23 protein-coding genes are annotated in these 20,782 nt (G+C 71.9%); 9 read left to right on the top strand and 14 right to left on the bottom strand.

Annotated elements, in window-relative coordinates; all coding sequences use genetic code 11:
- Positions 1 to 19 precede the first annotated feature (19 nt).
- Positions 20 to 376, bottom strand: a complete 357-nt coding sequence (locus OG276_RS29255) for an SHOCT domain-containing protein (RefSeq protein ID WP_266909723.1) — start codon at positions 374 to 376, stop codon at positions 20 to 22.
- A gap of 11 nt (positions 377 to 387) precedes the next feature.
- A complete protein-coding gene (locus OG276_RS29250) occupies positions 388 to 834 on the bottom strand; it encodes a DUF6325 family protein (protein WP_266909721.1) in 447 nt (148 codons plus the stop codon).
- 125 nt (positions 835 to 959) lie between these two features.
- Between OG276_RS29250 and OG276_RS29245 the strand changes: the two genes are divergently transcribed.
- From OG276_RS29245 to OG276_RS29235, 3 genes are all read left to right on the top strand, one after another.
- Positions 960 to 1,187: a hypothetical protein gene (locus OG276_RS29245; protein ID WP_266909719.1), complete on the top strand. Its 228-nt coding sequence runs from the start codon at positions 960 to 962 to the stop codon at positions 1,185 to 1,187.
- Positions 1,188 to 1,279: 92 nt separating this feature from the next.
- A complete protein-coding gene (locus OG276_RS29240; RefSeq protein ID WP_266909717.1) occupies positions 1,280 to 2,551 on the top strand; it encodes a TerD family protein in 1,272 nt (423 codons plus the stop codon).
- A 102-nt stretch (positions 2,552 to 2,653) separates the two neighbouring features.
- The gene (locus tag OG276_RS29235) at positions 2,654 to 2,821 is read left to right on the top strand and encodes a hypothetical protein (protein WP_243338429.1); all 168 of its coding nucleotides are present in this window, start codon (positions 2,654 to 2,656) and stop codon (positions 2,819 to 2,821) included.
- Positions 2,822 to 2,911: 90 nt separating this feature from the next.
- Here OG276_RS29235 and OG276_RS29230 read toward each other — a convergent pair whose 3' ends face one another.
- Positions 2,912 to 4,369: an alkaline phosphatase PhoX gene (locus OG276_RS29230; protein WP_266909715.1), complete on the bottom strand. Its 1,458-nt coding sequence runs from the start codon at positions 4,367 to 4,369 to the stop codon at positions 2,912 to 2,914.
- A gap of 166 nt (positions 4,370 to 4,535) precedes the next feature.
- The gene (locus OG276_RS29225) at positions 4,536 to 6,065 is read right to left on the bottom strand and encodes a hypothetical protein (protein ID WP_266909713.1); all 1,530 of its coding nucleotides are present in this window, start codon (positions 6,063 to 6,065) and stop codon (positions 4,536 to 4,538) included.
- A 254-nt stretch (positions 6,066 to 6,319) separates the two neighbouring features.
- Here OG276_RS29225 and OG276_RS29220 point away from each other — a divergent pair, with 254 nt between their 5' ends.
- The 4 genes from OG276_RS29220 to OG276_RS29205 all read left to right on the top strand — a co-directional run bounded on the left by OG276_RS29220 (position 6,320) and on the right by OG276_RS29205 (position 9,668).
- A complete protein-coding gene (locus tag OG276_RS29220; RefSeq protein WP_266909711.1) occupies positions 6,320 to 8,161 on the top strand; it encodes an endonuclease/exonuclease/phosphatase family protein in 1,842 nt (613 codons plus the stop codon).
- Between the two features lie 59 nt (positions 8,162 to 8,220).
- Positions 8,221 to 8,694, top strand: a complete 474-nt coding sequence (locus OG276_RS29215; protein WP_266909709.1) for a GNAT family N-acetyltransferase — start codon at positions 8,221 to 8,223, stop codon at positions 8,692 to 8,694.
- Between the two features lie 165 nt (positions 8,695 to 8,859).
- Positions 8,860 to 9,114 carry a hypothetical protein gene (locus OG276_RS29210; protein WP_266876878.1) on the top strand — a complete coding sequence of 85 codons (255 nt, stop codon included), beginning with the start codon at positions 8,860 to 8,862 and terminating at the stop codon, positions 9,112 to 9,114.
- A gap of 110 nt (positions 9,115 to 9,224) precedes the next feature.
- The gene (locus tag OG276_RS29205) at positions 9,225 to 9,668 is read left to right on the top strand and encodes a hypothetical protein (protein ID WP_266909707.1); all 444 of its coding nucleotides are present in this window, start codon (positions 9,225 to 9,227) and stop codon (positions 9,666 to 9,668) included.
- Positions 9,669 to 9,755: 87 nt separating this feature from the next.
- Here the strand turns inward: OG276_RS29205 and dapD are convergent, their stop codons facing one another.
- Entirely contained in the window at positions 9,756 to 10,736 is a 981-nt protein-coding gene (gene dapD, locus OG276_RS29200; RefSeq protein WP_243338420.1) for a 2,3,4,5-tetrahydropyridine-2,6-dicarboxylate N-succinyltransferase, read from the bottom strand.
- Between the two features lie 9 nt (positions 10,737 to 10,745).
- Positions 10,746 to 12,038 (bottom strand): MFS transporter, encoded by a 1,293-nt coding sequence (locus OG276_RS29195; RefSeq protein ID WP_323182372.1) that lies wholly within the window; start codon positions 12,036 to 12,038, stop codon positions 10,746 to 10,748.
- Positions 12,039 to 12,079: 41 nt separating this feature from the next.
- Here OG276_RS29195 and OG276_RS29190 point away from each other — a divergent pair, with 41 nt between their 5' ends.
- Positions 12,080 to 12,952 carry a winged helix-turn-helix transcriptional regulator gene (locus OG276_RS29190; protein WP_266909705.1) on the top strand — a complete coding sequence of 291 codons (873 nt, stop codon included), beginning with the start codon at positions 12,080 to 12,082 and terminating at the stop codon, positions 12,950 to 12,952.
- 54 nt (positions 12,953 to 13,006) lie between these two features.
- On the opposite strand, the gene OG276_RS29185 is transcribed toward OG276_RS29190, so the two are convergent.
- Positions 13,007 to 13,555, bottom strand: coding sequence for a TetR/AcrR family transcriptional regulator (locus tag OG276_RS29185; protein WP_266909703.1), 549 nt, complete (start codon positions 13,553 to 13,555; stop codon positions 13,007 to 13,009).
- Positions 13,555 to 13,878 carry a multidrug efflux SMR transporter gene (locus OG276_RS29180; RefSeq protein WP_266909701.1) on the bottom strand — a complete coding sequence of 108 codons (324 nt, stop codon included), beginning with the start codon at positions 13,876 to 13,878 and terminating at the stop codon, positions 13,555 to 13,557. The genes OG276_RS29185 and OG276_RS29180 overlap by 1 nt, the downstream gene beginning before the upstream one ends.
- 133 nt (positions 13,879 to 14,011) lie before the next feature.
- Here OG276_RS29180 and OG276_RS29175 point away from each other — a divergent pair, with 133 nt between their 5' ends.
- A complete protein-coding gene (locus OG276_RS29175; protein WP_266909699.1) occupies positions 14,012 to 14,932 on the top strand; it encodes a hypothetical protein in 921 nt (306 codons plus the stop codon).
- Here the strand turns inward: OG276_RS29175 and OG276_RS29170 are convergent.
- From OG276_RS29170 to sufC, 6 genes are all read right to left on the bottom strand, one after another.
- The gene (locus OG276_RS29170; protein WP_266913204.1) at positions 14,919 to 16,226 is read right to left on the bottom strand and encodes a DUF3616 domain-containing protein; all 1,308 of its coding nucleotides are present in this window, start codon (positions 16,224 to 16,226) and stop codon (positions 14,919 to 14,921) included. The two genes, OG276_RS29175 and OG276_RS29170, sit on opposite strands and share 14 nt — an antisense overlap.
- 80 nt (positions 16,227 to 16,306) lie before the next feature.
- Entirely contained in the window at positions 16,307 to 17,668 is a 1,362-nt protein-coding gene (locus OG276_RS29165; protein WP_266913202.1) for a hypothetical protein, read from the bottom strand.
- A gap of 255 nt (positions 17,669 to 17,923) precedes the next feature.
- Complete coding sequence (locus OG276_RS29160; protein WP_073913993.1) at positions 17,924 to 18,268, bottom strand: metal-sulfur cluster assembly factor; 345 nt, start codon at positions 18,266 to 18,268, stop codon at positions 17,924 to 17,926.
- The gene (sufU, locus tag OG276_RS29155) at positions 18,265 to 18,726 is read right to left on the bottom strand and encodes a Fe-S cluster assembly sulfur transfer protein SufU (RefSeq protein WP_266909696.1); all 462 of its coding nucleotides are present in this window, start codon (positions 18,724 to 18,726) and stop codon (positions 18,265 to 18,267) included. The genes OG276_RS29160 and sufU overlap by 4 nt, the downstream gene beginning before the upstream one ends.
- A 29-nt stretch (positions 18,727 to 18,755) precedes the next feature.
- The gene (locus OG276_RS29150; RefSeq protein WP_266909694.1) at positions 18,756 to 20,012 is read right to left on the bottom strand and encodes a cysteine desulfurase; all 1,257 of its coding nucleotides are present in this window, start codon (positions 20,010 to 20,012) and stop codon (positions 18,756 to 18,758) included.
- On the bottom strand, positions 20,009 to 20,776 hold the full coding sequence (sufC, locus tag OG276_RS29145) for a Fe-S cluster assembly ATPase SufC (protein WP_266876885.1): 768 nt from the start codon (positions 20,774 to 20,776) through the stop codon (positions 20,009 to 20,011). The genes OG276_RS29150 and sufC overlap by 4 nt, the downstream gene beginning before the upstream one ends.
- Positions 20,777 to 20,782 lie beyond the last annotated feature (6 nt).

The raw sequence follows: 20,782 nt of genomic DNA, 5'->3' as shown, positions 1-20,782 counted from the left end.
ACCTGTCGGGGAGCCCCGATCAGCCGCTCAGGACCCGGGCCTTCTCCGTCGCGAACTCCTCGTCGGTGAGGAGGCCCTGGGCCTTGAGCTCGGCCAGCGCGGTGAGCTGGCCGACCCTGTCGACCGGCGCAGCCGGCGCCGCGGCGGGCTGCGGGGCCTGCTGCGACTGCTGCCAGGCCTGCTGCTGCGCGGCCGCCTGGGCTGCCGCCTGGTTGACCAAGGCCTGCTGCTCGGCCTCCGCCGCCAGTTGCTCCTGGTTGCTGCGCTCGGCGGCGTTGCGCTGCATCCGGCCGGAGACCGCGGTGGCCGTACCCGCCACGACCGCGGTGCGGGCCATCGCGCCCAGCAGACCGGGGCGTCCGAAGCGTCGTCGCATGGTGATCCTCCCTACTTCTCGGCCAGTGCGGCGACGGCTCGTTCGACGCCGTCCCGTGGAATGCGTTCCATGAAGAGCACCTGTCCGTCGGACTCCCGCAGCGCCGAGGCCAGGCGGGTGGCCCAGGAGTTCTCCCAGACCACCACGAGGGCCGAGGACTCCGGAGCCAGGCCCTGCGCCACGGTCTCCAGGTCCTCGTCGCTCAGCAGGTCGAACTCCTCGCCGAGGACCCGCTCGAACTGATCGGCCACCTCGGAGTCGGCGAGCTCCACCACGGACACCGCGCCGTCCCGCTCCTTGCGGACGAACGTGAGGTCGAGGATGCGCACCACTCCGCTCTCCTGGAGCTCGCGCAGGGCGGGGGCCACGTCACCGTTGAACCGATTGCCGTCGAAGGTGACCACGGCGACGTCCACCGGGCCGATCGATTCGGCCGTAAGAGCTGCACCAGCAGGCATGAGCAAGACCTCTTCCATAGCGCATGAAATCACCCCAAAAAGGATCTTACTCGGCAGGGCTGACACCGCATCGCGAGGCGCAAATTGCGTTGCGGCACGCCGCCCGGGAACGGCACCCTCGGCCCATGCCCAGACCTCACGGATTCTCGTACGAACAACGCGGCGACCAGAGCGTCGCCATCACCCACCAGGGCCGGTCCGCGGCCACCCTGCGGGGCGGGCGGGCCGCCGCCTTCCTGGCCGAGGTCGAAGCCGGTGACGCCCAGCTCGTCATGGCGCGCTGGACCGGCTCCTACAAGTTCGGCAACGAGCGGACCGCCAGGAACCACCCCCGCAACAAGGGCCGCGTCTGAGGCACGCGTGGGGCGCGGGTGAAGAACCGGGAAACCGGGTGAAAGTAAGGGAACGGCAAAGCCACCTCGGTCGTTCTCCCGGCATGACCGCTATGACCCCTGGTTCCAACCTGCCGCTCAATGCCGTCCGCGTGACGGTCGACGTGGCTGCCCCGGTGCGGCTCGACGTGTCCGCGCTGCTCCTCGCCGGCGACGGCAAGGTGCGTTCCGACGCCGATTTCATCTTCTTCAACCAGCCGTCCGGCCCCGGCGTCACCTACCGCTCGGGCGGCGGCACGGCACCGGACTCGATCACCGTGGACACCGGTTCGGTCCCGCCCGGCATCGAGCGGATCGTCATCACCGCCAGCCCGGACGCCGCGGGCCAGTCCTTCCAGGGCATCGAGCCCACCGCCACCGTCCGGGACGCCGGCAGCGGAGCGGTGATCTCCTCCTTCACCCCGCCGCAGCTCGGCACGGAGACGGCCCTGATCGTCGTCGAGGTCTACCAGCGCGGCGGTGTGTGGAAGGTGCGCGCGGTCGGCCAGGGATACGCGAACGGCCTTGCCGGCATCGCGACCGACTTCGGGGTCTCGGTGGACGAGGAGCCGGCTCCGGCGGCCGCCGCCCCGGCCCCCGTCGCCCCGCCCGCACCGCCCGTGCCCCCGGCTCCCCCGGCGGCGCCGCCCACGTACGCGGCCTCTCCCTGGCTCACCAGCGGCGCACCCGGCGGGGCCACCCCTGCACCCGCACCGGTCGCCCCCGCACCGGTCGCGGCCGCCGCCCCCGCACCCGCACCCGGCGCCGGGAAGATCAACCTCGACAAGGGCCGGGTCAGCCTCCAGAAGAACCAGACCGTGTCCCTGGTCAAGGGCGGCCGCCCGCTGCTCTCGCAGGTCAAGATGGGCCTCGGCTGGGAGCCCGCCTTCCGCGGCCGGAGCATCGACCTGGACGCCTCGGTCATCGCGTACGGCCCGCAGCGCAACCACATCGACAGCTGCTACTTCGGCAAGCTGTCCATCCTGGGCGGCTCGGTCAAGCACTCCGGCGACAACCTCACCGGCGAGGGCGCGGGCGACGACGAGGTGATCGTCGTCGACCTCGGCCGGCTGCCGGCGGAGGCGACGGGCCTCGTCTTCACGGTCAACTCCTTCTCCGGCCAGAAGTTCACCGAGGTGGCCAAGGCCTACTGCCGCCTCATCGACGCCGCGACGAACGAGGAGCTGGTCCGCTTCGACCTCACCAGCGCCGAGCCGCAGACCGGCGTGATGATGGCCAAGCTGATCAAGCAGTTCTCCGGCGAATGGGAGATGACGGCCATGGGAGAGTTTGTGAAGTCGCGCACAGTGCGGGGCATGGTCAAACCGGCCGCACAGGCACTCTGAGCAGGTGAGCGGGCACATGGAGCGACGGACGCCCTCACCGGGTGATCTGTTCCACCCTTAATACGGAGGTGGCTGTCAGTGCCCGCCCGTAGCCTTGGAACCATGCACCAGACACTCCAGCCCGCGGGCCCCGCGCGCCCGTCCGCCGCCGAGGCGAACGAGGCGATCCGGCAGCTCGTCGAGAGCCGGGTGGACGGCGAGTGGCCCTCCGAGGCGTACGAGTTCCTCCTCGAAGAATGGGCCGCGGCCAGCCGCGCCGAAGCTCAGTAAACGAACAGACGTACAGACGAACAGACGAGACAACGAGAAGAGCCGCCGGGCCCGAGGCCCCGGCGGCTCTTCTCATGTCGGGGTACCCGGTCAGCGCCCGCGGCGCCACGGTCCCGTGACGGCCAGCATGATGCCCGGGTCCTGCAGGTTGGCGAACAGCGTCCGCCCGTCCGGCGAGAAGCACACGCCCGTGAACTCCGAGTACTCCGGCTCCTCGGCCGTCCCCAGGTTCATCTCGTTGCGGGCCAGCGGGTACGTGCGCCCCGACTCGGTCGCGCCGAAGAGGTGCTGCAGCCCCGACCCGTCCTCGGCGATGATCAGACCGCCGTACGGGGAGACCGTGATGTTGTCCGGGCCGTCGTACCCGCCGTCCACCGACGGGTCGGCGTTCACCCCGAGCAGGACCTGCAGCCGCACGGTGCGCCGCTTGGGGTCGTAGAACCACACCTGGCCGTCGTGGGCCGCGCCCGGGCTCTCCTCACGGGCGTAGGAGGAGACGAAGTACGCACCGCCGTCGGCCCACCACATGCCCTCCAGCTTGCGCGCGCGGGTCACGGCGGCCACCCCGAACTGCTTGCGCACCGCCACCGTGCGCGCGTCGCGGTCCGGGACCGGCACCCAGTCCACCCCGTAGGTGGTCCCGATCTTCGTCGCCCGCGAGAGGTCGTCGACGAACAGCCCCGCGCTGTCGAAGCACTTGGCGGCCGCCAGCACACCGGCGTCGTCGGCGAGGGTACGGAGCTTGCCGCGCCCGTGGCGGAAGCCGGCCGGCGGGGTCCAGCGGAAGAGCAGCCCGTTGGGGTTGGAGGCGTCCTCGGTGAGGTAGGCGTGGCCGCGGCGCGGGTCGATGACCACGGCCTCGTGGTCATAGCGCCCGAACGCCTTGACCGGCTTCGGGCCGAGGTTGGCGCGGCGGTCGTGGGGGTCGACCTCGAAGACGTAGCCGTGGTCCTTGGTCATCCCGTTCTTGCCGGCGAGGTCCGAGTTCTCCTCGCAGGTCAGCCAGGTGTCCCAGGGGGTGGAGCCGCCCGCGCAGTTGGTCGACGTACCGGAGATGCCCACCCACTCGGCGACCTCGCCGCCGCGCCGGACCTCGACGACCGTGCAGCCGCCGGCCGCGGCCGGGTCGTAGACGAGGCCCTCCGCGAGCGGGACGGGGTGCTTCCAGTTCGCGCGCGGGCCCTTCAGCTCGTGGTTGTTGACGAGGAGGGTGACTCCCCGGTGGCCCGCGAAGGCGGCCGTGCCGTCGTGGTTGGACGGGGTGCTCTCGCCCGAGTCGAGCGCGGTGACACCGCTGTGGGTGATCACGCGGTACGTGAATCCGGCGGGGAGGGCCAGGATTCCGGCCGGGTCGGGCACGAGCGGGCCGTAGCCGGGGCCGCGACCGTGGCCGCCCTGACCCTGCTCGCTGCCGGCGTCCTGCGGTGCGCCGTCGTCCGCGGCGAGGGCCCCGGGGGCGGTGGCGAGTGCGCCGACCGTTCCGGTGAGCGCGACTCCCGCACCCGCGAGTGCGGTGCGGGTGGTGAAATCTCTGCGGCTGAGCGGCATCGGGTCTCCAGGGGTGGGGAGGTGGTGCGCCTGTCGTACGGTCGTCGGCGCACACGCTCCCGCCCGCACGTGAACGCCGACTGAACTACCCGGGAAAACGAATCGACCCCTTGCCCGGCGTCCTCCTTGGCCGAGTCCCTTTCGGGAACGGCTGGTTACCGACGCCTCACACGCCCCGGGAACGCGCCTTGAACGCGGCCTTCCGGGCCTCCTTGGCCGCCTTCTTGTCGGGGTGCAGCCGTCCCATCGCCTCCAGCACGTGGGCCGTCGCCGGGTGCTCCACCCGCCAGGCCTGCTCGAAGAACCCGGTGTGATGGGCGGTCAGCGATTCGATCAAGAGCGGCAGCTCCGCCTCGGCGTCCTCCCCGCCCCCGGCTCCCCCGCCGCTACCGCCGCCCGTGGCGAGCTGCGCCGCGATCGTGTCGACCGTCAGCCAGAACACCATCTCCTCGTCCGGCGCCGGCACGTCGGCCACCCCGCGCTCGGCCAGCCAGACCCGGGCGAGCCCGCCGAGCTCCGCGTCGTCCAGCACCGAGCGGACGGCCGGTTCGGCCTCCGCGCCGGCCGGGGCGAGGGCCTGCTGGCAGCGCAGCCGGCGCAGCGGGCCGCCCGCGTCCGCCCCGCGCGCCGCGGCGAGCAGTTCCGTCACGGCCTCGGGTACGGGGCGGCCGGCCAGCCACTGTTCGATCTCGGCCTGGGCGGCGTCCTCGGAGTAGTGGGAGACCACGTCGAGCAGGACGTCCGCGCCCTTGCCGGCCAGTTCGCCGACGGCCGGGGCCTCGACGCCCGCCTCCAGCATGCGCGCCCGGATCCCGTACAGCCCGAGCGGGGTCAGCCGTACCAGCCCGTACCGGGAGACGTCCTCCTCTTCGGGGGCGGCGCCCGCGCCCGCGAGGAAGTCCTCGTCCTCGGCCTCCGCCATCAGCTCCTCGTCGACGGGTCGGAACTCGACCAGCCCGATCGGCTCCAGCTGCCGGAACTGGTCGTCGAGGCGCATCATCGCGTCCGAGACCTGCTCCAGCACGGCGTCGGTGGGATCGCCCATGTCGTCCGGCACCACCATCGAGGCGGCGAGCACCGGCAGCGGCACCGGGCCGTCGGCCGTGCCGCCTTCGGCGACGGCGAGCAGGTAGAGGTTGGCCAGGACCCCGTCGAGGAAGTCGGCCTCGCGGCGCGGGTTCCAGTCGAGCTGGTCGAAGTCGATCTCGCCGCCCGCGTCGAGGGCGTCGACGAGGTCGTCCAGGGCGGGCACGGCCGCGTCGGCGAGGACGGTGTCCAGGGCGGCCAGCCACAGGTCGAGCACGTCGCCGGGGGTTCCGCCGGTCACCAGTGCCAGGTCCTCGCCGGGCCCGGCGGTGCCGAACTCCCCCTGGCCCGCGTCCGCTTCCCCGTTGGCGGAGCCGTCCTCCTCCGGTTCGGTGACGTCGACGAGTCCGGTGTCGACGGCCACCCGCCAGGCCTGGCTCGCGTGGGCGGCGGAGTCCTCGTCGGCGGGGTCGAGGCCCAGCAGGGCGACGGCCTGCGGCAGTTGGCCTGCGACGAGCTCGCCACCGGTGTCCACGCGGGTGTCCGGTCCGGCCCAGCGGGCGAGGCGCACGGCGCGGGCGAACAGCGGGGCGGCCAGGGCTTCGCGGGCCAGCTCCGCGTCGGGGAGCAGCCGTACCGGCGGCAGCGTGGGGTGCGAGTCTGCGGACATGGGGCGGTTCTCCTCGCGGGCACGGGTTGTTCGGGTACGGGTTGTGCGGGTTGTACGGGTACCGGTGGTTCGGGTACGGGTCTACGGCGCCCCAGAGTAGACGCATTTCGGGCGCTCCCGGCGGCCCCTCCCCTTTGGTTCATCCCACAGTCAACCGCCGTATCCCCTGTAGGGCTTGACAACTTTGCCGGCCACGAAGGAAATTGACGCGCGTAGATATCTGCTTCCTCCTCCACACACCGGAGTTCCCGCCCATGCGCTCCTCGCATCCCCGTTCCGCCGCCGTCGCGGCCCTCGTCGCCACCGCGCTGGCCACCGGCCTGCTCGCGGGCACCGCCGACGCGGCCGAAGGCGCCGCGTCCGCCGATCCGATACGCATCCACGACATCCAGGGCTCCACCCGCATATCCCCGCTGGCCGGCAAGCAGGTCGCCGATGTGGCGGGCGTCGTCACGGGTGTCCGTACGTACGGTTCGCGCGGCTTCTGGATCCAGGATCCGGACACGGACGACGACGACGCCACCAGCGAGGGCGTGTTCGTCTTCACCAGCTCGGTCCCGACCGTCGCGGTCGGCGACGCCGTCACCGTCTCCGGCCTGGTCGGCGAGTACATCCCCGGTGGCGTCGCCTCCGGCAACCAGTCGGTCACCCAGATCTCCAAGCCCGTCGTGACCGTGGTCTCCTCCGGCAACCCGCTGCCCGCGGCCACCGCCGTCAACGAGTACTCGGTCCCCTGCGCGTACGCCCCGGAGGGCGACCCGGCCGCCGCCGGCAGCATCAACGGCCTGACCCTGGAGCCCTCGCGCTACGCCCTGGACTACTACGAGTCCCTGGAGGGCATGAACATCGCGATCGGCACCTCGCGCGTGGTCGGCGCCACCGACCCGTACGCGGAGCTGTGGGTGACGGTGAAGGGCTGGGAGAACACCGCCAAGCGCGGCGGCACGATCTACGGTTCGTACGAGTCCCAGAACACCGGCCGCCTCCAGATCCAGCAGCTCGCGCCCCTCGCGCAGCAGCCGTTCCCGGTGGCCAACGTCGGCGACAAGCTGACCGGCCCCACCGAAGGCCCGCTGGACTTCAACCAGTTCGGCGGCTACACCCTGGTGGCCCGCACCCTCGGCACGGTCAGGGCGGGCACCCTCGCCCCCGAGAAGACCAAGGCGCAGGCCTCGAACGAGCTCGCGGTGGCCACGTACAACGTCGAGAACCTCGACCCGTCCGACCCGCAGGAGAAGTTCGACAACCTGGCGAAGGCCGTCGTCGAGAACCTCGCCTCCCCCGACGTCCTCGCCCTGGAGGAGATCCAGGACGACAACGGCGCCAAGAACGACGGCACGGTCTCGGCCGAGGCCACCCTGACGAAGTTCACCGCGGCCATCACGGCCGCCGGCGGCCCGGCCTACCAGTGGCGGACCGTCGACCCGGAGGACAAGAAGGACGGCGGCGAGCCCGGCGGCAACATCCGCCAGGTGTTCCTCTTCAACCCGGAGCGGGTCTCCTTCACCGAGCGCGCCCCGGGCGACGCCGTGACGGCGACCGGTGTGGTGAAGGAGAACGGCAAGGCCGCCCTGACCCACTCCCCCGGCCGGATCGACCCGGCGAACCCGGCGTGGGTGGACAGCCGCAAGCCGCTGGCCGGCGAGTTCGTCTTCCGCGGCAAGACGGTCTTCGTGATCGCCAACCACTTCGGCTCGAAGGGCGGCGACGAGGGCCTGACCTCCCACCACCAGCCGCCGGTCCGCAAGTCGGAGGAGAAGCGGCTGCTCCAGGCGCAGGCGGTGAACGGCTTCGTCAAGGAGATCCTGGCGGCGGAGAAGCACGCGAACGTCCTCGTCGTCGGCGACATCAACGACTTCGAGTTCTCGGCGACGACGGACGCGCTGGCGGACGGCGGCGCCCTGTACCCGGCGATCAAGTCGCTGCCGAAGTCGGAGCGGTACTCGTACGTCTTCCAGGGCAACGCGCAGGTGCTGGACCAGATCCTGACCAGCCCGGCGATCAAGAAGTTCACGTACGACAGCGTGCACATCAACGCCGAGTTCTCGGACCAGAACAGCGACCACGACCCGCAGGTCGTGCGCTTCCGCCCGTAGCGGCGCCGCCGAAGGGGCCGGGCCGCACCGCCGCCCGGCCCCTTTGGCATGATCCCGGCATGATCTTCCGTACCGCAACGCGTCAGGATCTGCCCGCCGTACTCGCCCTGCTGGCTCAGTCCGCCGACACAGACCCGGCCGCAGCCGCTGCCGGGGCCCCCGAGCCGGCCTCCGGGCCGGTCTCCGAAGCCCACGAGCTGGCCTTCGCCGCGATCGAGGCGGACCCGCGCAACGAGATGCTGGTCCTGGAGGAGGACGGGGTCCTCCTCGGCTGCCTTCAGCTGACGTACGTCCCGGGTCTGGGCCAGGGCGGTCGGGAGCGGGCCCTCGTGGAGGCCGTACGGATCCGCGCGGACCGGCGGGGCGGGGGGCTCGGGGCCCGCCTGATGGAGCTGGCGGCGGACCGGGCCCGCGAGCGCGGCTGCGGCCTGATGCAGCTCACCAGCAACAAGCGCCGCACCGCCGCGCACCGCTTCTACGAGCGGCTGGGCTACGCCCGGAGCCACGAGGGCTTCAAGCTGCCGCTGCGCTAGCGGGGAGGGCGGCCGGGACCCGGGACCGGACGGTCGGGAGCCGAGGAAGGGACCTTTGGCCCTGGCGTGACGCTCAGCACATCCCTACCCATTCGGGCGGTTCTGGTGTTGAGTGTCCCCACGCCCGATCTTGTACCGCACTCCAGCACTCCTTTGGAGGACCGCGTGTTCCCCTCCATCTCCCTCGCTCAGGAAATCGGCATCGCCGTCCTGCTCGTGGCCGCCGCCGTCTGGCTGATCGGCCTCGGCCACATGCTGTGGGACAGCCGCTTCCACCACCCGGAGCCAGGCGCCTTCGAAGGCCTCTCGGTCATCCCGGCCCAGCGCGGCACCTCCGTGCACCCGATGGAGTCGGTGGAACTGACCGAGGCGGAGCAGCAGGCCTTCGCGGGCCTGGTCCGCACCATCCCCCTGCACTGACACCCCGCGCACGGCCGATCCCCCTCCCCCGCTCGGGTGGGGAGGGTGTTCTCCCTGCGGCCCGGTGCGGCGCGGTCGGTAGGCTCGGGCCATGACGTCACATCAGGCGGATGCCTCGTAGATCCCCGGGCCTGCTGAGGTCCGCCGGGCCCGTCGGCCCGATGCGCTCCCTGAGCACGCTGCTCATCAGCACCTGTCCCGGACCGCCGGTGTGCACCGGCCTGCACACCTACCTCTTCGTCGACGGCCTCGACCTCACGGCCCGCAGCGACAGCCGCATGGCCGGCCTCGATCCGTGGTGGCTCCTGCGCCCCGGTGGACCGCTCCATCCGGCGGACATGCCGCGCGAGGTGGACGTGGCGGCCCGACCGGGGCCCGATCCGGGGCCGGAGCGACTCACCCTCCGGGTCCGGATCCGGGGCGGGACGGTCATCTGGTCCGGCCTGATGTACCCCGGCTCCGACGGCAAGGCCGTCGAGGAGGTCCACTTCCGCCTGGACCAGTACCTGGGCGAGGTCGAGCGGGCGTACGCGGCCTTGCCGGACCGGACCTGACCGCCGGCGACGGGCCGGCATCGCGCAAACGAACGCCCTCCCACCCCGGTCGGGGTGGGAGGGCGCTGTCGTGGTGGGCCGGATCGGTCAGTTGTGGCTGTGCAGGACCTCGTTCAGGCCGCCCCAGGCCGCCTTGTACGGGCGGGCCTCGACGGCGCCGGTGACCGAGTTGCGGCGGAAGAGGATGTTGTTGGCGCCCGAGAGCTCCAGGGCCTTGACGATCTGGCCGTCCGGCAGGGTGACGCGGGTGCCCGCGGTCACGTACAGGCCCGCCTCGACGACGCACTCGTCGCCCAGGGCGATGCCGACGCCCGCCTCGGCGCCGATCAGGGTGCGCTCGCCGATCGAGATGATCTGCTTGCCGCCGCCCGACAGGGTGCCCATGGTGGACGCGCCGCCGCCGATGTCGGAGCCGTCGCCGACCACGACGCCCGCGGAGATCCGGCCCTCGACCATGGAGGTGCCCAGGGTGCCGGCGTTGAAGTTGACGAAGCCCTCGTGCATGACGGTGGTGCCCTCGGCGAGGTGCGCGCCCAGGCGGACCCGGTCCGCGTCGGCGATGCGCACGCCCTTGGGGGCGACGTAGTCCGTCATCCGCGGGAACTTGTCGATCGAGGTGACCTGGAGGTGCAGGCCCTCGGCGCGGGCGTTCAGGCGGACCGTCTCGACCTGGTCGATCGCGACCGGGCCCAGCGAGGTCCAGGCGACGTTGGCCAGCAGGCCGAAGACGCCGTCCAGGTTCTGGCCGTGCGGCTTGACCAGGCGGTGGCTGAGCAGGTGCAGGCGCAGGTACGCGTCGTGCGCGTCCAGCGGCTTGTCCTCCAGGGAGGCGATCACGGTGCGGACGGCTACGACCTCGACGCCGCGGACCGCGTCCTGGCGGATCGCCTTGGGCGCGGTGGCCCCCAGCAGCTCCACGGCCTGTTCGGCGGTGAGGCGCTCGGTGCCGGCCGGGCCGGGCTCGGCGACCAGCTGGGGGGCGGGGAACCAGGTGTCGAGGACGGTGCCGTCGGCGGTGATGGTGGCAAGTCCGGCGGCGACGGCGCCGGTGGTACGCGTAGCAGTCATGCCCGAAACCTAACCGGCGACGGCCCGCGGTCGCGAACCGGTCTCATGTGCCGGGCGCGCGCGTCGCCGCGTCGCCCGCGCACCCATGACCAGGACCGTCCCGCCCGCGGCCGCGCCCAGTACCGCGCACAGCGGCCACAGCAGGCCCGGCGCGGCGTCGTACAGGGCTCCGCCGAGGGGCGCGGCGAGGACGACGCCACTGACGGAGACGCCCGCGTACAGGCTCTGGAACCGGCCGATGGCGTGCTCGGGCGACTCGTCCGCGACGTACGCCGTGGCGGTGGTCTTGTAGAGGATCTCGCCGAGGGTGAGCAGCAGCATCATCGCGACCGCGGTCAGGACGCCCACTCCGAGCGCCGGCATCGCGTAGCCGCCACCCACCAGCACGAGCCCGGTGCCGATGATGTGCAGCGGGGAACGCCGGCGCAGGGCGAGGGCGGCGGGGATCTCCAGGAGCATGATCACACCGCCGTTGACCGCGATGAGCAGTCCGTAGGCGCGGGTGTCCAGACCGTGGTCGGCGAGGACGACGGGGAAGGTCGTGTAGTGCTGCCTGTAGACGATGTCGATGACGACGATCGCGCCGAGCAGGACGAGTACGGCGGGCCGGGCGCGCAGCTCCCGCCACAGGCCCCCGCGGCCCAGACCCCCGTCCGGGGCCGCGGGGGGCGCTGCGATTGCCCTGGCCGGTACGACCCGGGCGATCCAGAGGGCGAAGAAGAGGGTTCCGAGGCCGTCCGCGACGAAGAGCCAGTCGTACGAGAACCCGGTCGCGATGAGGGCCCCGATCGGTGAGCCCACCGCGAAGCCCGCGTTGGACACGAAGCGGGTGAGCGCGAAGGCCTGACGCCGGGAGCCTTCCGGCACGGTGACGGCGACCAGCGCGGAGTTGGCGGCGCGGACCACCCCGGAGGCGTACTGCGCGAGCGGCAGGACGAGGACCAGCAGGCCGGTGGAGACCGCCGGCAGGGCCACGAGGGCGACTCCGCCGAGCGCGGAGGCGGTGAGCAGCACCCGGCGGTGGCCGAAGCGGTCGCCGTACCAGCCGCCGGTGAAGTTCCCGGCGACCAGTCCGACGCCGCCGACGCCGACGATCAGGCCCGCCTGGGCGGCGCCGAGGCCGCGCGGGCCGGTCAGGTAGAGGAAGACGAAGACGAAGGTGAAGCTGACGACGGCGTTGACCAGGATCCCCGCAGCCAGCAGCCACACGACCCTCGGTACGTCCTTGAATCCCTGCAGCACACTCTCGTCCCCCCGCGTTCCCGACACATTCCCAGTGAGTTCCCTTTGGGAACTAACCATGTCAGCATGGCAGCCTCGGGTCAACGGACAAAGGAGTGCCCATGGCCCAGCGCACGCACCTCGACGACGCGGACTGCTCCATCGCCCAGGCCCTCGACGTCGTGGGCGACTGGTGGACGCTGCTGATCGTGCGCGACGCCGCCCGCGGCGTGCAGCGCTTCGACGAGTTCCAGCGCGAACTGGGCATGTCGCGAAAGGTCCTGACGGAGCGGCTGAAGCTGCTGGTCGAGGCGGGCGTACTGACCCGCGAGCCGTACCAGGAACGGCCGGTGCGCCACGCGTACCGGCTGACCCCGCGCGGACGCGCGCTGCTCCCGGTCCTGGTCGCCCTCCAGGACTGGGGGGACACCTGGATCCTGGGAGAGGGAGAGATGACGGCGACGACGGACGAGACCTCGCGCGAGGCGGTACGGGTCCACGCGCTGCGCGGCACCCGGCTGCCGGAGCTGTCGCTGCCGGACCGTTTCGGCGAGCTCCGCGACCCGGTGGCGGACACCCCGTTCACCGTCCTGTACTGCTTCCCGGGCGCGTTCGCCCGAGCCGAGTCCTACCCGCCGGGGTGGGCCGGGATCCCCGGGGCGCGGGGGTGCACCCTCGAATCGTGCACCTACCGGGACCAGCTCGGGGAGTTCGCGGCGGCGGGCGCGACGGTGCACGGGGTGTCCACCCAGCGGCCGGACGAGCAGCGGGAGTTCGCCGAGGCCGAGGGGCTCCGCTTCCCCCTGCTCTCGGACGCGGAGCTCGGGCTCGTCGCGGCGCTGCGGCTGCCGACGTTCCGGGCGGGGGGCATCAGCCGGCTCAAGCGCCTGACGCTGGTCGTGGACCGCGACCGGACCGTCCGCGAGGTCCTCTACCCGGTCCGGGACATCGAGGCGAGCGTGGCCGCCGCCCTGGCGGCGGTCCGCGGCGGGTAGCCCCGGGGGCCCGCCCCCGGCCGGGCCCCGGCCGGGCCCCGGCCGGCCCCGCCGTCAGGCCCGCAGCACCCGCCGCAGGATCTCGCAGGCGTACGCCTGGTCGTACTCCGCCCCCGTCAGCAGCACTTGCAGGCCGATCCCGTCCATCACCGCCACCAGCGCCCGCGCCGTGGCCGGGTCCGTCCGCGCGGACAGCGCCGCGGCGACGGCCTCGCACCATTCGGCGGCCACGGGACGCAGCGCGGGGCGGCGCAGGGCGGCCAGGTAGAGCTCGTACTCCAGCTCCGCCCGCGCCCGGTCCGCCCCCAGGAACTCGCCCAGCAGGGCGGCCAGACCGCCCGCCAGGTCCGCGTCCGGATCGGCCAGCGCCGCGGAATCCTCCACCACCCGAGCGAAGCCCTCGTTGGCCTGCCGCAGCGCCGCGACCAGCAGGTCGTCCAGGCTCTTGAAGTGGTACGTCGTCGAGCCGAGCGGTACGTCGGCCTCCGCGGCCACGCTGCGGTGACTGAGCCCGGCGATACCCCGCGCGCCCACCACCCGGATGGCCGCGTCGATGATCCGGTCCCGCCGGTCCGGGTCGTAGCGGCGTACGGAGCCGGCCATCAGTGCGTGGTCCCCCCGAGGTTCAGCAGCACGACGCCGGCGATCACCAGGGCGATGCCGCCGATCTTCGCGGCCGTCGCGGCCTCCCCCATGAAGACCATGCCGATCGCGGCGATCGCGGCCGTGCCCACGCCCGCCCAGATCGCGTACGCCGTCCCCACCGACATCGACTTGAGCGTCTGCGCGAGCAGCGTGAAGGCGATGACGTAGCCCACCAGCGTGATCAGCGAGGGCCACAGCTTCGTGAAGCCCTCGCTGAACTTCATTGCGGTGGTACCGGCGACCTCAGCGGCGATGGCGGCCGCGAGCAGTATGTAGGGCATGCGTACGACTGTACACATCGTTATGGACGCGCGTACACAACCGCGTGTCCCCGGGACTTCCCCGGTCCCGGCCGCTACGGTGTCCGCTCGCGGCGGCGCCGCCGTGTGCACCGGGGGACGGGGAGATCCGCGCATGGTCCAGGACGGGACGCGACACGAGACGCAGCACGCGAGCCGGCCGTGGACGCCCTGGGGCGGCGGCTGGCTGCCCCCGCAGCCTCCCCGGCCCGGGGTGATATCCCTGCGGGCGCTGACCCCCGGCGAGATACTCGGCGGCGCCTTCGCCACCCTCGCCCGGTACGGGGTCCGCCTCGCCACCGCCATGCTCCTCGGCCAGCTCGGGGCACTGCTGCTGGTCGCGGCGGCCGCCCTGACGGCGTTCGCGCTGGACGCCCGGCCCGTCGCCGCCCTGGTTCCCGCCGCCGCCCTGGCCACCCTGCTGACCTGCACCCTGGCCGCCGCACTGACGGGGGCCGTGCTCCGCCCGGCGCTGCTCGGCCGCCCCGCCACCGCCCGTACGCTGCTGCGCGCCGCCCGCCCCCGCTTCGCGGCCGTCCTCGGCACCCAGCTCCTGGTGCTCGGCGCCGTGGCCGGACCGGGCGCCGCCGTCCTGGCCGCCGGGCTGCCCCCGCTGGTGGCGGCGGCCACCCTGCCGGTCGCCCTCGTACTCGGGGTCCTTCTCGCGCTCGCGCCCACGGTCGCCGCCTACGAGGGGCTGGGCCCGCTCGGCGCCCTGCGCCGCTCGGCCCGCCTGGTGCGCGGGGCCTGGTGGCGCACGCTCGGCCTCACCGCCCTCGCCGCCGCGATCGGCGCCCTGGCGGCGTACGCCGTCCAGCTGCCCTTCGCCTTCGCCGGGGCGCTCAGCCTGATCCCCGCGGTGGACGGCGGCTTCGTGCACGCGACCCTCACCGCACTCGGCGGGATGGTCGCCCAGACACTGCTGCTCTGCTTCCCGCAGCTCACCGCCGGCCTGCTCTACGCAGACCGGCGGCTCCGCCGCGAGGACCTGGCGGCGGAGCTCGACCGGCAGTCCCGGGAGCTCAGCTCAGCGTGAACCAGGCCGCGCGGGACTTCTTCCACTCCGGGTGGGTGAGGTCCTTGGCCTCGGTGCCGTCCCCGTACAGGTCGGCGGAGCCGCTGTCGGTGACCAGCTGCACGCGCGCGCCCGCGACCGACAGGTCGGGAACCGCCACGATGGCCTCCCAGCCGCCCGGGTCGGTGGTCGGCAGGTCGGCCCGCTTGACCGGGGCGTGGCCGGCGATCCCGTCCCACTGGTAGAGGGCGTAGGGGTCGGAGTTGTCGTCCGCCGCCCAGGAGCCGGCCAGGATCAGGTACTGGTCGGCCGCGTTCTTGCGGATGTCGCGGATCGCGAGCCCGCCGAGGTCGAGCTCGATGCCCGCGCCGAAGGTGGCCTTGGTCCCGCTGGAGATCACCTTGTCGAAGTTGGTCACCGGCACGACCAGCGCCTTGCCGCCGATCACCGCGGGCGCCAGCGGGGCCCGGAAGCCCAGGTAGGCGGTGGTGGTGGAGCCCGGGGCGAACTCCAGGCCCTCCACGTTGAACCCGTCGATCTGCTTCGGCGCCTCACCGGCGGCCGTACCGGCCGCGAAGCCGTAGCGGTTCCCGTTCGCCGTGTCCCAGGCGACCAGATCCTCGCGGAGCTTCTTGTACGAGCGCCCGTACGCGAGCTGCGCGGTGGATCCGGAGCCGCTCAGCGTGGTGGTGAACACCGTGTTGCGGGGCGCCTTGTACTCGCCGTCCTTGTTGTTGCCGAGCGAGCCCGTCCAGTAGATGGTGCTGCCGATCAGGGTCGCGCCCTCGATGTCCACCTCCTTGGTGACACCGAGCTGCGAGCTGAAGTCCCAGGTCCTGACCGGGGCCGCCGAGTTCGCGCGGTCGTACAGGCGCAGCACGTTGCTCTCGTCGTCGGCGACCACCGTGTAGCCGCCGCCGACGTCCACGGCGGCCGAGGAGTCCGAGGCGCCGGTGAAGTAGCGCGCGTCGGCCGGGTTCTGCACGGCGGCGGAAGCGGCGAAGTAGAGGGTCTTGGTGGCGGTCTTGCCGCCCAGACCGGTCACCTTGACGGTGAGGTTGGTGTAGCCGCGGCCGCGTGCGGTGACCGCGAGCTTGCGGACGGCGCCCGCCCCCGTGACGCTCACGTCGCCGGTCCCGGCGACCGTGGCCTTGCTGGAGGCCGAGGCGCTGACGGTGAGCGCGGAGACGTTCGCGCCGCTCTGCGCCACGGTCACGTCCACCGTCGGGTCACCGCTCCCGCCGACGGCTCCGGACAGGTAGGCGGCGGACAGCGAGATGGTGGGCGTGCCGTACGTCACCGCCTGCGCGGGCATCGTCGTGGCGGCGATCAGCAGCGCGGCGATGCCGGCGGCTGCGAGGTACGTCGTCTTCATCGTCTTCCCATGCTGCGCGTTCATCGGTGACCTCCGCGAATCGGGCTGAGCGTGAACCATCCGGACCGGGACTTCTTCCACTCCGGGTGGTCGAGGTCCTTGGCTTCGGTGCCGTCCCCGTACAGGTCGGCGGAGCCGCTGTCGGTGATCAGCTGGACGCGGGCGCCGGGCACCCGCAGGTCGGGCACGGAGACCACGGCTTCCCAGCCGCCGGGGTCGGTGGTCGGCAGGTCGGCCCGCTTGACCGGGGCGTGCGCCGCGACGCCGTCCCACTGGTAGAGGGCGTACGGGTCGGAGTTGTCGTCCGCCGCCCAGGAGCCGGCCAGGACCAGGTACTGGCCCGCGGCGTTCTTGCGGATGTCACGGATCGCGAGGCCGCCGAGGTCCATCTCGATCGGCTCGCCGAAGACCGGCTTGGCCGCGCCGGCCACGACCTGGTCGATGTTGGTGACGGGCACGACCAGTGCCCTGCCCCCGGGCACGGCGGGCGCCAGCGGGGCCCGGAAGCCCAGGTAGGCGGTGGTGGTGGAGCCCGGAGCGAACTCCAGGCCCTCCACGTTGAACCCGTCGATGCTCTTCGGGATCCGGCCGGCCGCCGTACCGGCCGCGAAGCCGTAGCGGTTCCCGTTCGCCGTGTCCCAGGCGACCAGGTCCTCGCGCAGGCCCTTGTACGCGGAACCGAAGACGATCTGGGTGTCGGCGCCCGTCCCGGTGAGCCGGGTGGTGAAGACGGTGTTGCGCTCGGCCTTGTACTTGCCGTCCTTGTTGTTGCCGAGCGAGCCCGTCCAGTAGACGGTGTCGCCGACCCGGGCGGCCGCCTCGATGTCGGCTTCCTTCTTGATGCCGAGCGCGGGGCCGAGGTCCCAGGTCTTCACGGGAGCGCCGGAGCGGGAGCGGTCGTACAGGCGCAGCACGTTGGTCTCGTCGTCGGCCACCAGCGCGTGGCCGCCGCCGACGTCCACGGCGGCCGAGGAGTCGGCGGAGCCCGTGAGGTAGCGGGTGGAGAAGGCGCCGGTGCCCACCCGCGCCGAAGCGACGTACGAGAGGGTGGCCGTGGCCGTCTTGCCGCCGCGGCCCGTCACCCGGAGCGTCAGGTCGGTGTAGCCCCTGGCCCGCGGGCTGACGGTCAGCTCACGGTCGCCGTGGCCGGTCCGGCCGATGCGCACGTCCCCGGGCCCGGCGACCGCCGGGTTGCTGGAGGAGAGGACCTCGACCCTGAGGAAGGCGGCGGGTATCCCCTCCTGCGCGATGTCCACGGTGACGCCCGGGTCGCCGATCGCACCGACGGCCCCGGACAGGTATCCGGCGGAGAGCGCGATGGTCGGTTCGGCGGCGGTGTCCTGGGCGGCGTGCGCGGGCGCGGTCAGTCCGGCGGCGAGCAGGGCGGCGGCCCCGGCGGCTCCCACGGCACCGAGGCGGCGTGCCGGTGAAGGGCGAACGGTCAACGGAGGTCCTCTCGTCTGCGCCGTCACGTTGTGACGGCCGTCGAGAAGATTCGGCCACCGTGGCCAACTCCAGGTGCACGCGGCCCGTCCTCGGGGAAAACAGACGACCCCCGGCACACCCGTGCCGGGGGTCGTTCGTTCACTAGGCCGTCGGACGGCCGTCGTGCTGGTCTTGCTCGGGCCAGGCGTCGATCAGACGTTGAAGCCGAGCGCGCGCAGCTGCTCGCGGCCGTCGTCCGTGATCTTGTCCGGGCCCCACGGCGGCATCCACACCCAGTTGATGCGCAGTTCGCTGACGATGCCGTCCGTAGCCGACTTCGCCTGGTCCTCGATGACATCCGTCAGCGGACAGGCCGCCGAGGTGAGGGTCATGTCGAGGGTCGCGATGTTCGCGTCGTCGACGTGGATGCCGTAGATCAGGCCCAGGTTGACGACGTCGATGCCCAGCTCGGGGTCGACCACGTCGTAGAGGGCCTCGCGGACCTCTTCCTCGGTGGCCGGCTTGATGGACGCCTCGGGCGTCGCGTTCTCGGTCATGCCGTCTTCCTCTCGGCGTCGCCCAGTGCCTGGGCGGTCGCGTCCTTCCACGCCATCCAGCTCAGCAGAGCACACTTCACCCGGGCCGGGTACTTGGAGACGCCGGCGAACGCGACCGCGTCCTCCAGCACCTCCTCCATGGCCTCGTCGGGCTCGATCTTGCCCTTGGACTGCATCAGCTCCAGGAAAACTTCCTGGATCTTCCGCGCCTCGCCCAGCTCCTTGCCGACGAGCAGCTCGTTCAGTATCGACGCGCCGGCCTGGCTGATGGAGCAGCCCTGGCCCTCGTACGAGATGTCCGTAAGGGTCTCGCCGTCGTACTTCACGCGCAGGGTGATCTCGTCACCGCACGTCGGATTGACGTGGTGCACCTCGGCGTCGCCGTCGCGCAGGCCTCGCCCGCGCGGGTGCTTGTAGTGGTCCAGGATCAGTTCCTGGTACAGGGATTCCAGCTTCACTGCGCCCTCGTCGCCTTCGTCGCTTCGTCTTATCCGAAGAAGTTCCGTACGTGCTCCAGCCCGGCGACCAGTGCGTCGACCTCGGCCGGAGAGGAGTACAGATAGAAAGACGCTCGCGTCGTCGCCGGAATTCCGTACCGGAGGCAGACCGGGCGGGCGCAGTGGTGTCCCACGCGGACCGCGATGCCCTGCTCGTCCAGTACCTGGCCGACGTCGTGCGGGTGGATGTCACCCAGCACGAAGGAGATCGCGGCGCCGCGGTCCTCGGCCGTGGTGGGGCCGATGATGCGCAGGTCGGGGACCTCCGCGAGGCGCTTGATCGCGTACTCGGTGATCGCGTGCTCGTGCGCGGCGATCTTGTCCATGCCGATCGCGGTCAGGTAGTCCACGGCCGCGCCGAGGCCGACGGCCTGGGCGATCGGGGGCGTACCGGCCTCGAACTTGTGGGGCGCCGGGGCGTACGTCGAGGAGTGCATCGAGACGGTTTCGATCATCTCGCCGCCGCCCAGGAAGGGCGGCAGGTCCTCGAGCAGCTCCTGGCGGCCCCAGAGGACGCCGATGCCGGTCGGGCCGCACATCTTGTGACCGGTGAAGGCCACGAAGTCGGCGCCGAGCGCCTGCACGTCGAGCGGCATGTGCGGAGCGGCCTGCGAGGCGTCGATCAGCACCAGCGCGCCGACCTCCTGCGCGCGCCGGACGATCGCCTCGGTCGGGTTGACCGTGCCCATGATGTTGGAGACCAGCGTGAAGGAGACGATCTTCGTCTTCTCCGTGATGACCTCTTCGATGTTGGACAGATCGAGCCGGCCGTCGTCGGTGAGGCCGAACCACTTCAGCTTCGCGCCGGTGCGCTGCGAGAGCAGCTGCCACGGGACGATGTTGGAGTGGTGCTCCATCTCCGTGATGGCGATCTCGGTCTCGCGGTCGACCCGGTAGGGCTCGTCCGCCCAGCCGAGCATGTTCGCGACCAGGTTGAGCGACTCCGAGGCGTTCTTGGTGAAGATCACCTCGTTGCGGCTCGGCGCGTTGATGAAGGCGGCGACCTTGTCGCGAGCGCCCTCGTACAGCGCCGTGGCCTCCTCGGCGAGCACGTGCACGCCGCGGTGGACGTTGGCGTTGTGCTGCTCGTAGTACTCGTTCAGCGCGTCGAGCACCTGGCGCGGCTTCTGCGAGGTCGCAGCGTTGTCCAGGTAAACGATCTTCTTCCCGTCGTGGACCACACGATCCAGAAGGGGGAAGTCCTTGCGGATCGCCTCGATGTCGAGGAGGCCAGGCAGCTGTGTCACGCGGTCGCGCCACCCTTCGTGCTGTAGGACTCGTAGCCTTCGGCCTCCAGCTTGTCGGCGAGCTCGGCGCCGCCGGACTCGACGATGCGGCCCTCGGAGAAGACGTGGACGAAGTCGGGCTTGATGTACCGGAGGATCCGCGTGTAGTGCGTGATCAGCAGGGTGCCGGTGTCGCCGGTCGCGTGGACGCGGTTGACGCCCTCGGAGACCTGGCGCAGGGCGTCGACGTCGAGGCCGGAGTCGGTCTCGTCGAGGATCGCGATCTTCGGCTTCAGGAGCTCCAGCTGCAGGATCTCGTGGCGCTTCTTCTCACCGCCGGAGAAGCCCTCGTTGACGTTGCGCTCGGCGAAGGCCGTGTCCATCTGGAGCTGCTCCATCGCGGACTTGACCTCCTTCACCCAGGTACGCAGCTTCGGCGCCTCGCCGCGGATGGCGGTGGCCGAGGTGCGCAGGAAGTTGGAGACCGAGACGCCGGGGATCTCGACCGGGTACTGCATCGCGAGGAACATGCCGGCGCGGGCACGCTCGTCGACGGACATCTCCAGGACGTCTTCGCCGTCCAGGGTCACGGTGCCCTTGGTGATGGTGTACTTCGGGTGACCGGCCAGCGCGTACGCGAGGGTGGACTTGCCGGAGCCGTTCGGACCCATGATGGCGTGCGTCTCACCCTGCTTGATGGTGAGCTCGACGCCCTTGAGGATCTCGCGGGCGCCGTTCTCGGCCTCGACGGAGACGTGCAGGTCGTGGATTTCAAGCGTTGCCATGGATAC

This window comes from Streptomyces sp. NBC_00086 (assembly GCF_026343255.1).
Lineage (GTDB): Bacteria > Actinomycetota > Actinomycetes > Streptomycetales > Streptomycetaceae > Streptomyces.
Note: the sequence above shows the minus strand (reverse complement) of the source record. Positions and strands in the feature narration are given on the sequence as shown.